The organism is Maricaulis sp., from assembly GCF_030149515.1.
Lineage (GTDB): Bacteria > Pseudomonadota > Alphaproteobacteria > Caulobacterales > Maricaulaceae > Maricaulis.
Genome location: NZ_JASBRI010000027.1, coordinates 1 through 14,260, shown reverse-complemented (window position 1 = coordinate 14,260; position 14,260 = coordinate 1). Strand labels below are relative to the sequence as shown.

Sequence of the window (14,260 nt, the reverse complement as noted above, 5' to 3'; positions counted from 1 at the left end):
ATCTTGTCGTGCGCGGCATGGCGATCGGTGTCTGGGACTGGGATATACCGGCCAATTCCCTGGACTGGTCGCCCAACGCCCTGAGAATTCTCGGTCTGGGTCCGGATCACGAAGTCGGCGATGCGGGCTTTTTCTTCGACCGCGTGCACCCGGACGATATCGGCATGATGCAGGACGCGATCCAGCGTCATTTCGAACACAATGAGCCCTATGCTCCGGATTTCCGTATCCGCCACAAGGACGGGCATTATGTCTGGTGCCACGCCACGGGGCAGGCAATCCTGGACGAGGCGGGTAACCCGGTTCGCATGGCCGGCTCGATCCAGGACATCACAGCCGACCGCGCGATCAACGAGGCGCGGCGCAAGAGCGAACAACGGCTTCGTGCCATCACGCAAAGCGCTGTCGATGCAGTGCTCACGACCAATGCGAAGGGGATCATCGAACAGGCCAACCCGGCGTGCGAGTACATATTCGGCTACAGGCCGGACGAGCTGGTGGGAAGCAATATCCGGGTCCTGACCCCGACCGAACACCGCCGGAAGCACGACTACTATATCCGCCACTACATCGAGACCGGCGACAGCGACATTGTCGGCAAGGTCCGAGAGGTGGAAGGGATACACAAGGACGGGCATGTGATCCCGATCGAGCTGGCGGTGACCGAATACAAGGCCGGCGACGACCGCATCTTCATTGCCACCGCCCGCGACCTGACTGCCCGCAAGCACGCCGAGGCGGAGCGCGAGAATTTTATTGCCCGGCTCGAGGAGACCAACGCCGAGCTAGAGCGGTTCAACTTCGCGGCCTCGCACGATCTGCGCGAACCGCTGCGGATGATCGGCAACTTCTCGCAGTTGCTGTTGAAGAATTATCGCGAGGAGCTGGATGACGACGGCCGCAGGGCGCTGGAGATCTGCGCCGGTTCAGCCCAGCGGATGCAGGCCCTGCTCGACGATCTGATTTCCTTTTCGCGCGCCAGCGACGATCTCGGCCAGATCGAGGCCTTCATGCCCGCCGACATGATCGAGCTGGCCCAGCAAAACCTGTCCGATGCCATGGCGGCGAGCCAGGCAACCGTTCACACCGTGCACCTTCCCGGCAGTTTCCGGGCCAATCCGACCCGGTTTTCGCGGGTTTTCCAGAATCTGATCTCCAATTCGATCAAATACGCCCCCGATGGCGAGACGCCCCGCATCCAGATTTCGGCGGCGCCGTATGAACAGGGCTGGCTGTTTACGCTGTCGGACAATGGAATCGGGATGAAGCCGGAATATTGCGAGCAGATTTTCGAGCCGTTCAAACGGCTCCATCCGGCCTCGAAATACAGCGGGACCGGGATGGGGCTGGCCATCTGCCGCAAGATCGTCAACGGCGCCGGTGGCCGCATCTGGGCGGAATCCCAGCCAGGCAAGGGCAGCCGCTTCTACGTGTACTGGCCGGAACGCCAGGAAACGGATGCATCCGTGCCGGCGAACAGGCAGGATGAAGCGAACGGGCCGGCTCCCGCGCAACATGGAGGACAGGCATGAACGATACCCGCAAGACTGCCGACATACTCCTGGTGGAGGACAATGAAGACGATGTCTTCCTGACCAAGATGGCCTTCGAGGACAGCGGGTTCGACAGCAGGATCCACGTCGTCAGCGATGGCGAGAAGGCGCTGGACTATCTCTACCGCCGCGGTGAGTTTGCCGGGATGGCGCCGCCCGACCTGATCCTGCTGGACCTGAACCTGCCCAAGCTGAACGGGATTGAAATCCTCGAACGGATCAAGGCGGATGACGCGCTTGCGGTGATTCCCGTGGTCATGCTGACCAGTTCGCGCGCCGAGCGCGATATCGTTGCCAGCTACCGTCATCATGCGAGCGGTTATGTCTCCAAGCCGTCGGAGTTTTCCGGCCTTGTCGACATCGTTCACGCGATCCGGGAATTCTGGTTCTCCACCGTGCTTCTCCCCCCGCCGGCCAGACCTGCCTGAGGGAGGGCCGGTCCGGCCTCTCCGGACGGGAGGCCGGATCGCGCCACATCCCGGCTAAAGCACGGTCAGCATGGTGGCGACCAGTGGATGGCGCACGATATCCCTCGCTTCCAGCCGGCACACCGCGATGTCTTCCAGCGCTTCCATCTTGTCGGCGATCTGGGCGAGACCCGACATTTCCGGCAGCAGATCCGACTGGGCCGGGTCGCCGGTGACGACCATGGTGGAGTTCCAGCCCAGCCGGGTGAGCAGCATTTTCAGCTGGCCGTAGGTGCAGTTCTGGGCCTCGTCGACGACGACGAAGGCATTGTTCAGCGTACGGCCGCGCATATAGCCGATCGGCGCGATCTCGATCAGGCCTTCCGCCATCAGCACTTTGAGTTTTTTCGGCGACAGCCGGTCGGCCAGCGCGTCGTAGAGCGGGCGCAGATAGGGTGCGAGCTTCTCTTCCATGGCGCCGGGCAGGAAGCCGATCGATTCGCCGGCCTCCACCGCGGGGCGGGACAGCACGATGCGGCTGACTGCACCCGATTCGAGCGCTTCGACACCCTTTGCGACAGCCAGGAAGGTCTTGCCCGTGCCAGCCGGTCCGAGCGCCATGACCATGTTGTGCGCGTCGATCGCCTTCATGAGTGCGGCCTGGCCGTCCGAGCGCGGCTTGACGTTCTTCATGAAGCGCTGATCGCGCATCGGCTCCTTCTCGTCGGGGCTCCAGCTGGTGCCCGGGAACAGGGCCCGCACCTTGTCCTCCTCGGCGTGATAGTGCGCGGTGTTGAATTCACCCGCACGCTGGCGGCGCTTGACGTTACGCTTACCCATGGCTGGAACCTCCACACATGAAAAACCCCTCGGCAGGGCGGCGAGGGGCGGAAAAAAACGGGGCTGCAGGGACAGTTCGGAGACTCGAAGGCTGCGGTGCGCGCGGCGCCGGATCCTGGCGGGCTGGGTCGCGGAGCGGTCATGGCCGTCTACCCGGTGCCTCCCTTGGAGTTGCCGAAACGATGCAAGGCCTCATGGTCTCGAATCGCGGTTACAGTTTCATTCTAACCCGGTGAAGAAGTTCTGAACGAGCGTGTTGCGAAACTTTCACGCAAATAAATCTGGAGACGGAAATGGCTTTGTATGCTTTGGACGATTCGCAGCCGCAAACGCCGGGCGAGGGAAAATTCTGGGTCGCACCGGACGCCCAGGTGATGGGGCGAGTGACCCTGCATGAGGGTGCCAGCGTCTGGTATGGCGCGGTCGTGCGCGGCGACAACGACCCCATCGTTATCGGCCGGGATTCCAATGTCCAGGATCTGTCGGTCCTGCACACCGATATCGGCTGGCCGCTGACCATCGGCGAGGGCGTGACGATCGGCCATCGTGTCATGCTGCACGGCTGCACGATCGGCGATTATTCCCTGATCGGTATCGGCGCGACCGTGCTCAACGGCGCGAAAATCGGCAGGAACTGTATCGTCGGGGCACACGCGCTGATCACCGAAGGCAAGGAAATCCCCGACAACTCCCTGGTTGTCGGCTCGCCGGGCAAGGTGATCCGCACGCTCGACGAAGATGCGGCTGCCATGCTGCGCGCTTCGGCCGAACACTATGTGGAGAACTGGAAGAAACACCGCGAGCACTTGCGCCGGGTGGATTGAGCCTAGTGCGAGCGGCTCCACAACTCGCGGATATTCTGGTCGGCGTCCCGGCCCAGATTGAACCAGGCAGCGCGATCGTGCGAGGCGTCGATGACCAGCAGCTTGTCCTCGCGTGCCAGAATGTGACTGAGCTCGTTGCGCAGGACCGCCGATGTCGTCGGGCCGCGCAGCAGCCACACGCCGGGCGTTATCTGTTCCAGATCGCCATACGCCGACAGGGCGGTCTTGAATTCGGCGGCGCTCTCGGACTGGATTTCGGCAATCACGACAAAATTCGCCGGCCGCGCGCCCGGTGTCACGCGCTTTTCCGGGGCCGGGCGCTGTTGCGTGCCGCCCAGCCACTCGCGGAATTCGTCGATATCTGACGCCTGTGTCCAGATGCCGTCACGCTCCGGGGAGACCTGGGAATGCGCAGCGATTCGGCCTTCGCCCACGAAGGCCCGCATTTGCTGCGGCGTATACGGGCCGTAGACACGGCCTTCGACTTTTACAAACCAGGACATTGCGATTCCGTCATCGCGAGGCATTTCGGATCTCTCTCGCACTCAAACAACTACCGTCTACGGGTCGGATACGGCAAGATTCGGGCCGTTTCGGCGAAATCGACCGCAGATGGCGACAAAAAGTATCGTAACGCGATTATGCTGCTTCAGGACCGGTGGCATTTGCCTGGGGCGGATCGAACACGACCGCGAACCCGTTGTCCAGAATGCGCGCCACACGTCCTGACATCTCACCGACACGCAGCGGTTCGCCGACCCGGGGGCGTTCCAGGCATTCAAAGGCCGCGCCGGTCACGGACACATCGAGCACATTGGCCTGGATGACGACACCGTCCTCCAGATGGATGCGGGCGCGTCCGCGGCCGGGCTTGCGCGGCGCGGTACGATCCTCGTCCAGGCCCAGCCGGTCCTTGTTGAAACGCCAGGTGATGGCGTCGGCCAGCTTGTCGCGCTTTCGCTTGGGCGCATTGAATGTAACGGAGAATTCTTCGCCCTCGCGGCGAACGACCGTGCCTTCGATCCGTCCCAGACTGGGAATCATCAGGATGACCCGGGCGCGATCGACGGGCATGATCCGCGCCATAACGCGGGCGCCGCCGGGGGATATATCGAGAATGCGGCAGGCATTCTCGCCGATGCTTTCCGACCAGAACCGGCCATGCAGCAGCAGCGGCACGCGGGCATGGCGGCGCCGTTCCTGCGCGCCGCGGGCGGCGATCTTGATCTTGCGGCGGTCCAGCCGGCCCGGCTCGTGATGCATGTCGGCATCCTCCTGCATTCCAGCAGGCTACCGGCGATGCGTTAAAAAGGGCTTGCGTCTACGCGTCGTTTGCGACGCGTTTCGGCCAGGGTGTCCCGGTATCGAGCAGGCCCGGGACGATCGACCCCGACTGGGCGGGGGGATGGACTTCCCGCAGCGCCGTGCGCACCACCGGACGGCCGCGGAAGGGGTCGGTCGAATCCAGCGGCTGGAACAGTCCGAGTGTGCGGTCGATTTCGCCGGACGGGCCGCGCAGCGGGAAAAAGGCGATCTCGACCGGCAATTCGCGCATGTCCATGGAACGGGCGCGGGCAATCAGCGAAGCCGGAGATGTGCCGGTTATGGACGCTTCCAGGACCGCCTGAACATGAGTGCGGTCGTGGCCGTGCCAGAGTGACAGGAAGTTCTGTTCGCGGAATTCGCGCTGGTAGAGATCGCACAGATGCGTGCCGGCAAGCCGGAAAATGTGGTGCTGGGGATCGGCCCGCCACAGGATAAAGACATACCCCAGGAGCTGGGCGATGTCCTGTGGCTCGATATCGGCCCGGTTCGGCGTCGCTCCGCCATTGCGCCGGGCTTGCCAATAGGTATGCAGGGCTCTCGTTTGCGGGTGGCGCATCCCGTGTGCTCCCAATCTCATCCAGTCCGGATCGTCCCAAACGGCCGTGCCTGTCCCGGCCCGGTCCGTTGCGCCGCCGGTTTCAAGTTCGGGGCCATACCCGCACCGGGCGAGGAGGATATGCCGGCGTTCGCCGGTGGCGCGAGCCGCGACGCCAAAACGGCCCGGTGCTTGCAACGGGTGGGCTGGAACGTAAGGAGCAAGTCCATGCGCGTATCAGCCCGGCACGCTTTTCTGATCCCCGCGAGCGCGGCGCTCGCCCTGTTTGCCGCGCCGGCCTCGGCTGGCGGCGGTGGCGGGAATGGTGGGGGCGGATGCTGCACACCGCCCCCCCCGCCGACCTGCTGCAATCATGGCGGGGGGCATACGGTGAATGTCCCGAACATCAATATCCATGGCGGCAACATCAATGTCGGCGTGAATGTCTCGACGCGGGTCAATGTCACCACCAATGTCAATGTCGACGCATCGGCCAGTGCCAGTGCGAATGCGAACGCCGGCGCATCCGGCCGGGCCGGGGCGGGCGCCATCACCTTCATCGGCGGCGGGTCCTACACGCCGATGACGACGGCGCCGGCGGCAACCGCGATCACGGGCCTGAACGTTGTCGGTCTCGAAGCCGAGGCCGAGTACGAATACTATGAAGAAGAGCGCACGCGCTGGGTCGAGGAATGGCGGGTCGTGCGCGCCGTGTGCGTGGATGACAATGGTACGCCGCATCCGGCGTCCCGTGTCGATGCGGACGAACGTGTCGGCGCCACTTTCGACGGTGAGATCTATCGCTGCATGGCCGGCACGGCGATGCAGGTGACGATCGGCTGGCTGCGCGACAGCGAGTACGACTGGTCCGAAGCCCCCACCATCATGTGCCGCAAGGGGGAGGCCCTGCGACACTCGCCGGGCGGCCGTCTGTACTGCGAGACCCAGGAAGCTCGCCGCAATTGCAATGAACGCTCGCTGCTGCGCCGTCATGGCCCCGGCGTGAAGCTGGTCTTCATGCGCCGCGAGGAACGCTATACCGAACGCGTGCGCCGCGAAGTGGAACGCGAGCGGGTCGAACAGGTTTCCATGACGCTCATGCTCGATGGCGGCGTCGGCGGCTATCGCTGACCGTCATCCCACAGTCTCACATGCCCACTCGGCATGCCTGCCCCGGCTGACCCAGCCGGGGCTTTTTTTGACCTGGACCTGCACAACCGCGCCATCCCGGCGCCGTCAGGTCCCGGAACGCGCTCTGTGCGGCCCCGGGGGAAAGAATGCGGGGGCAGGCCTGGCGTGCGGCTTGTCCCGCACCCCTTCCTTGTCTCCGGCGCAACCGCGCATGGCGAGTTGCGTGCTGTTTGACGTCCAACCAGCCCTTCCCCCGGACCCCGTTCCGGGGTCTGGCGAAGGCGGCACCGCTTCATCGCTGCAAGCCTGCCGCCCGCCGACGAGGCCGCGTCGCCTCAACCGGGCCAGGCAAAGGGCCGGGGAAGCAGAACGGGGATATAGACAAATGAGGAAATCCTGTGCCGCGCATGGCCCAGACCGGCCGGAAACGAGAACCCCGGACGCCACAACACGGCGCCCGGGGTTCGCCACCTCCCCCGAGAGGTCGGTGGAAGCCTAGTTCCCGGAATGGGGATTGACGGTCTGGTAGGTCGCGGAATTGCCGATGGCCGTGGCGGTGCCCGACAGGGTTCCCCCCGTCGTCATGCGGCCGGTCACGCTGGAATTGATGGCGGCGGCATTGGTCTGGTTATTGTTGCCATAGGCCGTTGCGGGGCATTCCGAACAGATATAGGTGGTCGCGGCATTGCCGAAGGCGGTGGCCGAGACCAGGGCCGCGCCCCCGGTGCCGCCGTCGAAGCCGGCTGTCGCATTCACGGTCCCGGTATTGGTCTGGTTGAGGCCCATCCCCGCATCGGCGCCGATATTGGAAATGATCGCCGAATTGCCGACGCCTTCCGACGAGACCGAGAAGATGTCGACGTCGAAATCGCCGACCTCGACCACCGATTCGGCCGTGACCGCGCCGGAATTGTCCTGCTCGCCGGCAATCTGGGCATAGCCGTTCTCATTTTGCACCCAGACCGAGTTGCCGTTCGCGGATGAAACAGCCGTGGCGTTTTCGGCGCCGCCGCCCGCCTCGATCCGGGCGCGGCCGGTCACGTCGCCGCGATTGTCCTGGTCGACATCGACGATCTGGTCGGGACCGAGATAATAGCCCTGGATCTGGGCCGAATTGCCATTGGCTGCCCCCAGCACGGTCGCGGCATAACCCAGCCCGCCCGTCGGCGCGAGGACATAGCTGTCTGCGCTGACATCGGCGCCGGAGTCCTGGCGCAGGGCGTGCGTGTTCTCGCCACCATAGCTGACCGCGTCATAGGCGTTGGCCGAAGCCGTCGCCGTGGTGACCGAGGACATGGCATAGGCGCCGACAGCGAGCTGCGAGCTCGCCGAGACGCCGGAACCGTCCTGGGCGGTCTGGGCGATCTCCGCATCCATGCCGTTATCATTGATCACGCTGACGGAATTGCCCTGGGCCGCCGACGTCGTCACCGCGGTTCCGTCGATGATGACGGCGCTGGTTTCGGCGCGTGCATCGACACTGCCCGAGAAGGTCTGTTCCGAGCGGATATCATGCCGTTCGACCACGTCGACGGTGAGTGCGTTCGCGGATCCGATGGCCGACAGGTGTGCGGCATCGGCCTGATCGGTCTCGCCCTGGGCCGTAACGGTGATCGCGGCGTCCAGGTTGAGCTGTCCGTTCAGGATCTCAGTCGTATCGTCCGCGAAGGTAGGTGCGCACGTGAGCGTCGCGGCGATCATGCCCGCGATCGACGGTTTGGCGCGCTTGGACATTCGAGGTCTCCCTGGAGCCGTAGGCGGTGGAGGCGTTGACGCCGCCGGTGATATTGGTGTGCGACCCGCCGCCGATCGGATCGGAATAGGTGCAGGCTGAGGCCGGGTCGACACCGTAGAGCTGGGCCGAGATTTCCAGCACGGCGCGTTCGATCACCGAGCGCACGGCCAGCTGGACCGGTTCCAGCGAACGGCCGCCGCCGGAGATATCGATCACCGCGTCGTCCCAGAAGGCGAAGATGCCGGCAGAAATTTCGCGGCCGATGATCTGCTTCTGGTAGGAAATCACGTCGACCGTTTCCATGGTGCGCGTCTCGTTCAGACGCAGGTCGAGGCCGATATTCATCACCCAGGACCGGCGGTTGAACAGTCCGGTCGGGTCGCTGTCGACCCGGTCTCCGGCCAGCACGTCCACGCCATTGGAGCGGATATTGTAGTTCAGCTCGGTAATGCCGCCGACCAGGTGAAAGTCGGAACCGGGCAGGGAGGCGGCATGGATCTGGCGCTGCTGGCCGTTGGTATCGCGGATCAGCGAGTTGTTGGCGTAGCGCAGTTCCAGTTCCGAGACCGAGGTGTCGAAACGTTCGACCAGGCGGATGCCGGCCTTTGCGAAGGCCGAGATCGCCATCAGGGAGGCGCCCTGGGTCACGGCAGCGCCGCCCTCCAGCGAGGCGCGGCCGGTGTAATCCGACAGGCGGCCCACGGCGATGCGCGGCGATTGCAGATTGTTCTCGCGGGCATAGCGGGCCAGGCAGACCAGAGCCTCGGAATAGGGGGTCGGATTGGCAGTCACCGGCGCGCCGCCGATCGGCTGCGCGTAGAGACCGTCCGCACCCCCGCCATTTCCGGTGGAGGCACACCCGGTGAGCGCCAGGGCGCCGGCCAGGGTAGCGAGAAGGAGTTTAGTCTTGGTCATTGTCGGTACTCACATTGCCGTTGGCATTGGCGTTGGCGTTGATGTCGCCATTATTGGTCTGGGTCGAATTGACGATGACGGTGTTGTACCGGCCCGTCACATTGACATTGAGCTGGTTGCCGATGGCGGTCGCATTGGACCCCACACCGCCGCCGAAGAGGCCGGTTTCGCTCGAGACGCCGACCCCGGTCTGGATGATGCCGTCGATGATCACGCGATTGCCCGCCTGGGACCGGGCCGCCGCGCCGGCACTGGACGAAGCGCCCGACCAGGCCTGGCTCGACATGGCCGTGGTGTTCGAACCGTAGGGGATTTCCCAGCCGGCCGTCGTTTCCGCCTGTTGCGCCTGCGCCGCCGAAGCGAGCAGGACGAGCGCCAGGCCGGTGCCGAATGCGATGGGAAGGTTGCGCGGTTCCATGTCGTCGTGTCCTCTTAGACGCGTGTCTCGACCGTCGGGTTGCAACGCGCGTGCCAGCGGGTGTGAGGCGCTAAATACGTTCCCCTGCTGGGGGAATTCGCTTTTAAGACGAGTTCCGGTGCCGTCCTGGGCCACAGCGGAACGGGTTTGAGGAGTATGGGTGTGCCGCTACGGGACGGGCCGCGAGCCCCGGTTTTCAATGCCATGCCGACAGCGGTACTGCTCCTGTCGGGAGCGATTCTTGCCGTGGCCGGGCTGGGCTATCTCTCGCCCGAATTCGGCAACTGGGTCTTCGCGGCCTGCGTGGTGATCGCCGCCGATCCGGGCATGGCGCTGCCATCCCAGCCCCTGGGCCATGCCGTGCCCTATGTGCTGCACGTCTTCCTGCATTTCGGCCTGCTTCATCTGGCCATGAATCTCGCGGTGATCGTCGGTGCCGGCCGGCCAGTGGGACTGGCATTCGGAACCGGGATACGCGGATCGTCGGGCTTTCTGGTGCTGTTCTTCCTGTGCGCCGCCGGCGGGGCGGGGCTGCAGGTCCTCATGCATTCGGGAGATTTGATGACGATGGGCGGTGCCTCCAGCGGGGCGTCCGGCTTGCTGGCGGCGGTCGGCTGGGTCATGGGCGGCTGGCGCGGCATGCTGCGACTGGCCGTGCCCTGGATCGGGCTCAATCTTCTCGGCGCGTTCACCGGTCTGGTGATTCCCGTACCCGTCGGATGGTTCGCCCATGTCGGGGGAACGGTGACGGGGGCGGTTCTCACCCCGGTCCTGCTCGGCCTGTTCGGCGAGCGCCGGGCCTGATTACCAGATCCGGTCGATCCGCCGTTCTCCGTCCATTTCGAATCCCTTGACGATCAGGCCGCCGTCCGCCGGGACCGAAACGATCAGGCTGACGCCGGTCGTCCCGTCGTCCCGGCGCTCGCGTAGCCGCGTTTCCAGGGCCAGCGCTTGCTCGCGGGAGGCATAATAGCGCTCGGTGTTGAACCGGGCCTGGATCCATTCGCCTTCGCCGGCCCGGTGCGTCCGGCGGATTTCGCCGGTCTCCGGATCGGTCTCCTCCACCCATTCGCCATGGGCCGGGCCGACATGAAGGACGCGGCCCAGTGCGACAAGGCCGGATCCGGGCGGCTCGCGATGGATGGAGACGGGCCTGGCGAGGCTGCCGGCACCCGTCTCGAGCACGACAAAGATGCGGTCGCCGGCGGTGAAGTCATCGTCACCGTCCAGGGCGGCGGTCGCCAGCCGGTTCAGCGGGGTGCGGATATTGGCGTAATGGCCCAGGAGGATGTCGCGCGGGTCATAGCCCTCGACGGGGAGCAGGATTTCCGCGCCATTGGCGCGCCGGTCGAGATGGGAGGCCAGCATGACGCCGAGGAAGGCCGTCATGGCCGCTGCAATCAGGCCGAGGCGAAGCGTGCGGGTCATGCCGGATCTCCTTCCGATGCCACAGCGGCGGGGCGCCGCCGCCATTTCAGCAGGGCGTAGCTCATGGCGAACAGGATCAGGCCGCCGACCAGGAAGAAGAGGGCGGTGTCCAGGAGGCCGCCGAACGTCTCGGCATAGACATAGAGTGTCTGGCCGACGAAGGCGGCAATGCCCACCGATCCGGTGGCGCGGCGATTGCTGTCGCTGCCGATCACGATCAGCGCGACCGCACCGCCATAGATGACCAGGCCGAGCGCCAGCCGCAGGGTCATCGACTCGCCGTCATCCGGGGCAATGTAGGGCAGGAGGAACACGATCGCTCCGGCTGCCAGAAGGCCCGCCGTTGCCGGCAGGGAGGTCCGCCGGGCGGCCATGCGCAGGGCGGCGATCAGCGCGACCACGCCGGCGGCCGGCAGGGCAAGCACGGCATATGCGCGTCCCAGGGGGGCCGTCTGGCTTGCCGCATCGCCGTCGAGATGGAATTGCAGGGCCAGGGCGAGGCTTGCCGTGACGACGGCAAACCAGGCGGCCATGATGCCGCCGCCGGTGACCCCCCGGTCCCGCGCCACGGCGCCGGTCAGGGCGATGGCGCCGAATATAAGCGTTGCCGCCGCGTGCAGGCCGATATCGGCAATCGCGGCCAGCGCGTCATACCGGTGCAGCAAATGCCCGACCCAGAAAACCAGACCCAGGGCGAGCAGGTTCAGCGAGACCCTGGACGACAGGCGTACGGCCAGGACGGCCGTGGCCAGCCAGAGCGGCAGATAGGCCCAGACGATCCCCGTGAAGAACGGGTTGAACACTTCCAGCCCGGCCCACAGCGCGCCGAGCAATGTGGCGAGGATCAATACCGGCCGCGAGGGGATCGCAAGGGCTGACGCCAGGCCGGCCGCGGCCCAGATCAGGACGGCGGTGTTTCTGAACGAGGTCATGTTGAAGGTCTGGGCGGTCAGCAGGATCGCCGCGCCGAACAGGGCCACGCCGAGAATGGCCAGGGCGTGTCCCAGGGCCGGGGCATTGCGGTCGAGCGCGCGGCCCGCGCCGGCCATGGCCAGCCATAGCGCCAGGACAATTGTGCCGAAGCGGATCATGCGGGGCATGGCATCCCAGTTCGCCGCGACAAAGGTGAGGGCGGACATGGCAACCAGCACGGCGCCGAGAATCGCCAGGGCGCCCGTCGCGGTCCAGGAGCGGCTTCGTTCGCCCGCATCGGTGAGAATGGCGTCCCGGTGGCCGGCATCGACCCAGCCTTTCCCGATCCAGCGGTCGAGATCCTTCGTCAGGCGCGATCTGTATCCCATGCGCGATTCTCCCCGATCGTCTTCCACCGGACGGGGATAGAGTGACCGAGGCCGTACAGCCTGTCCATGAAAGCCTGATTCACACCGCTCGCAGTGCCGGGACTTGCCACTCCGTGCCTGTGCAATCCTGTGTTATGATAAAAACGGATCCGCGCAAGACCGGACCAGGAAAAGGGAGGCGGAGCATGATTGTCGAGGCGATCCTGAAGACCAAGGGGCGCGATGTCTTCACGATTTCGGAAAACGCCAAGCTGGACGAGGCGGCCCATTCGCTCGATGCGAACGGGATCGGCGCCCTGGTGGTTGTCGACGATGCCGGCAGGCCCGTCGCGGTGCTTTCGGAGCGGGACATTGTCCGTGAAATGGCGCTGCACGGCGTGGCCGGGCTCACACGACCCGTCTCCCAGGCCATGACCCCCGCTTTTGTCACCGCCAAGCGGGATGCCACGCTCAGCGAACTCATGGTGCTGATGACCGATCGCCGGGTCCGGCATGTGCCCATCATGGACGGCGACACCATGCTCGGAATCGTGTCCATCGGTGACGTTGTGAAGGCCAAGATTGCCGACATGGAGGCCGAAACCGCGGCGTTGCAGGCCTATATCCGGTCGTGATCGACGGTCTGCATACGGCCTAAAACCTGTCAACGCAGGCCGATCCGCACTGCGCTGACACAAAACTGCAGGAAAATGCGCAGGAGGGGGTTGCGTCCTGCGCCGCGTCCTGTAGAACCCCGCTCACACCGGCGCTGCCGCAGCGGTTTTGCCCTTGCGGACGAGCGTCGTTTCTATATCATGCGAGGTCTTGTCGTTATTTCAGGGAAAGCCGGTGCCTCAACCGAAGCGCCGGGCAGCCAAATTTTCGCCGGTTTTCGAGCCAGCCAGAACGAACTGCACATCTCTGGGATTTGTCGATTGACTTCAAAAACGGCGCGGCCTAAACACCGCGCTCCTCGCCGGGGCGGCCTCCTGAAAAGGGCCGGGCCGGAGAGGGAAAGCCAGCCGGCTTTCAGGGTTCATAGGCGCTTTATCAAGTCCGCGCCGAACGGGTTTTCGGAAGAAAATTCAATCGGATCGGACGCGCTGCACAAACCCTGAAAAACGCGGTTGACTTGAAATCAGGGTGGTTTAAAAGCCGCCCTCCTCGCCGGGGCGGCCCAACAGATCGGGCCAAGACGGAGAGGGGAGCCAGCCGGCTCCGGAGCTCACATAGGTGCCAAGGATCACGCACCGGCGATGTTTTCCCCGTGAAAATGACCCGGTCCCGAGGCTCTGCAGAAAGCTCTGAAAATACCGGTTGACTTGAAAATCGGGCGGCACTAAACACCGCCCTCCTCGCCGCGGCGGCTCATCGGAGCCAAGGCGGTTCGGACCAGGCGGCGGAAGTTGTTTCGGTTCGGCTCTTTGACATTGTTGGTTTGGAAAGAGAAACGCAGGCGGCGGTGTTCTGCGGTGGGTCAGACCACCACTCGACACCTACGCAAAAGCGTTTTTCTACGACGATTTTGGTTCGTCCGGATCAGTGTTGAACTGATTTGGGCGAGACCACAATCCCGTTGAACTTTGAATGCCAAGCGTAAGGATCACAACTCAACCTGAGAGTTTGATTCTGGCTCAGAACGAACGCTGGCGGCAGGCTTAACACATGCAAGTCGAACGCCCCTTCGGGGGAGTGGCAGACGGGTGAGTAACGCGTGGGAACGTACCTTTCGGTTCGGAATAGCCCCGGGAAACTGGGTGTAATACCGGATACGTCCTTAGGGAGAAAGATTTATCGCCGAAAGATCGGCCCGCGTTAGATTAGGTAGTTGGTGGGGTAAAAGCCTACCAAGCCTACGATCTATAGCT

At 64.5% G+C, this 14,260-nt stretch carries 15 protein-coding genes and 1 rRNA gene; 7 read left to right on the top strand and 9 right to left on the bottom strand.

What is annotated here, in order from left to right:
- The coding region (locus Q1U94_RS12695; protein WP_300545279.1) for a PAS domain S-box protein at positions 1-1,532 on the top strand (1,532 nt) is incomplete at its 5' end.
- Complete coding sequence (locus tag Q1U94_RS12690; protein WP_300545277.1) at positions 1,529-1,981, top strand: response regulator; 453 nt, start codon at positions 1,529-1,531, stop codon at positions 1,979-1,981. The genes Q1U94_RS12695 and Q1U94_RS12690, both read left to right, overlap by 4 nt.
- 54 nt (positions 1,982-2,035) lie before the next feature.
- Here Q1U94_RS12690 and Q1U94_RS12685 read toward each other — a convergent pair whose 3' ends face one another.
- Positions 2,036-2,800 carry a PhoH family protein gene (locus Q1U94_RS12685; protein WP_300545275.1) on the bottom strand — a complete coding sequence of 255 codons (765 nt, stop codon included), beginning with the start codon at positions 2,798-2,800 and terminating at the stop codon, positions 2,036-2,038.
- A gap of 293 nt (positions 2,801-3,093) precedes the next feature.
- On the opposite strand from Q1U94_RS12685, the gene Q1U94_RS12680 reads away from it, so the two are divergent.
- Positions 3,094-3,624 carry a gamma carbonic anhydrase family protein gene (locus tag Q1U94_RS12680; protein ID WP_300545272.1) on the top strand — a complete coding sequence of 177 codons (531 nt, stop codon included), beginning with the start codon at positions 3,094-3,096 and terminating at the stop codon, positions 3,622-3,624.
- A 2-nt stretch (positions 3,625-3,626) separates the two neighbouring features.
- Here the strand turns inward: Q1U94_RS12680 and Q1U94_RS12675 are convergent, their stop codons facing one another.
- From Q1U94_RS12675 to Q1U94_RS12665, 3 genes are all read right to left on the bottom strand, one after another.
- Entirely contained in the window at positions 3,627-4,127 is a 501-nt protein-coding gene (locus tag Q1U94_RS12675) for a DUF4339 domain-containing protein (protein WP_300545270.1), read from the bottom strand.
- Positions 4,128-4,263: 136 nt separating this feature from the next.
- Positions 4,264-4,887, bottom strand: coding sequence for a PilZ domain-containing protein (locus Q1U94_RS12670; RefSeq protein ID WP_300545268.1), 624 nt, complete (start codon positions 4,885-4,887; stop codon positions 4,264-4,266).
- A 58-nt stretch (positions 4,888-4,945) separates the two neighbouring features.
- Positions 4,946-5,506: a PAS domain-containing protein gene (locus Q1U94_RS12665; protein ID WP_300545266.1), complete on the bottom strand. Its 561-nt coding sequence runs from the start codon at positions 5,504-5,506 to the stop codon at positions 4,946-4,948.
- Positions 5,507-5,713: 207 nt separating this feature from the next.
- Here Q1U94_RS12665 and Q1U94_RS12660 point away from each other — a divergent pair, with 207 nt between their 5' ends.
- Entirely contained in the window at positions 5,714-6,616 is a 903-nt protein-coding gene (locus Q1U94_RS12660; RefSeq protein ID WP_300545263.1) for a hypothetical protein, read from the top strand.
- 495 nt (positions 6,617-7,111) lie between these two features.
- Here the strand turns inward: Q1U94_RS12660 and hfaD are convergent, their stop codons facing one another.
- The 3 genes from hfaD to hfaA are packed head-to-tail and all read right to left on the bottom strand — an operon-like array spanning position 7,112 to position 9,684.
- Positions 7,112-8,350, bottom strand: coding sequence for a holdfast anchor protein HfaD (hfaD, locus tag Q1U94_RS12655; protein ID WP_300545260.1), 1,239 nt, complete (start codon positions 8,348-8,350; stop codon positions 7,112-7,114).
- Positions 8,265-9,266, bottom strand: coding sequence for a holdfast anchoring protein HfaB (gene hfaB, locus Q1U94_RS12650; RefSeq protein WP_300545257.1), 1,002 nt, complete (start codon positions 9,264-9,266; stop codon positions 8,265-8,267). Before hfaB ends, hfaD begins: the two co-directional genes overlap by 86 nt.
- Positions 9,253-9,684, bottom strand: a complete 432-nt coding sequence (hfaA, locus tag Q1U94_RS12645; RefSeq protein WP_300545254.1) for a holdfast anchoring protein HfaA — start codon at positions 9,682-9,684, stop codon at positions 9,253-9,255. Before hfaA ends, hfaB begins: the two co-directional genes overlap by 14 nt.
- A 204-nt stretch (positions 9,685-9,888) precedes the next feature.
- On the opposite strand from hfaA, the gene Q1U94_RS12640 reads away from it, so the two are divergent.
- Positions 9,889-10,488: a rhomboid family intramembrane serine protease gene (locus Q1U94_RS12640; protein WP_300545251.1), complete on the top strand. Its 600-nt coding sequence runs from the start codon at positions 9,889-9,891 to the stop codon at positions 10,486-10,488.
- Here Q1U94_RS12640 and Q1U94_RS12635 read toward each other — a convergent pair whose 3' ends face one another.
- Together Q1U94_RS12635 and Q1U94_RS12630 are read right to left on the bottom strand one after the other, a co-directional pair.
- Positions 10,489-11,112, bottom strand: a complete 624-nt coding sequence (locus Q1U94_RS12635) for a GDYXXLXY domain-containing protein (protein WP_300545248.1) — start codon at positions 11,110-11,112, stop codon at positions 10,489-10,491.
- Positions 11,109-12,413 (bottom strand): DUF2157 domain-containing protein, encoded by a 1,305-nt coding sequence (locus Q1U94_RS12630; protein ID WP_300545245.1) that lies wholly within the window; start codon positions 12,411-12,413, stop codon positions 11,109-11,111. The genes Q1U94_RS12635 and Q1U94_RS12630 overlap by 4 nt, the downstream gene beginning before the upstream one ends.
- 185 nt (positions 12,414-12,598) lie before the next feature.
- Here Q1U94_RS12630 and Q1U94_RS12625 point away from each other — a divergent pair, with 185 nt between their 5' ends.
- Both Q1U94_RS12625 and Q1U94_RS12620 read left to right on the top strand, forming a co-directional pair.
- Positions 12,599-13,027 carry a CBS domain-containing protein gene (locus Q1U94_RS12625; RefSeq protein ID WP_300545243.1) on the top strand — a complete coding sequence of 143 codons (429 nt, stop codon included), beginning with the start codon at positions 12,599-12,601 and terminating at the stop codon, positions 13,025-13,027.
- Positions 13,028-14,003: 976 nt separating this feature from the next.
- Positions 14,004-14,260: ribosomal RNA gene (locus Q1U94_RS12620) — 16S ribosomal RNA — on the top strand; the annotation flags it as partial.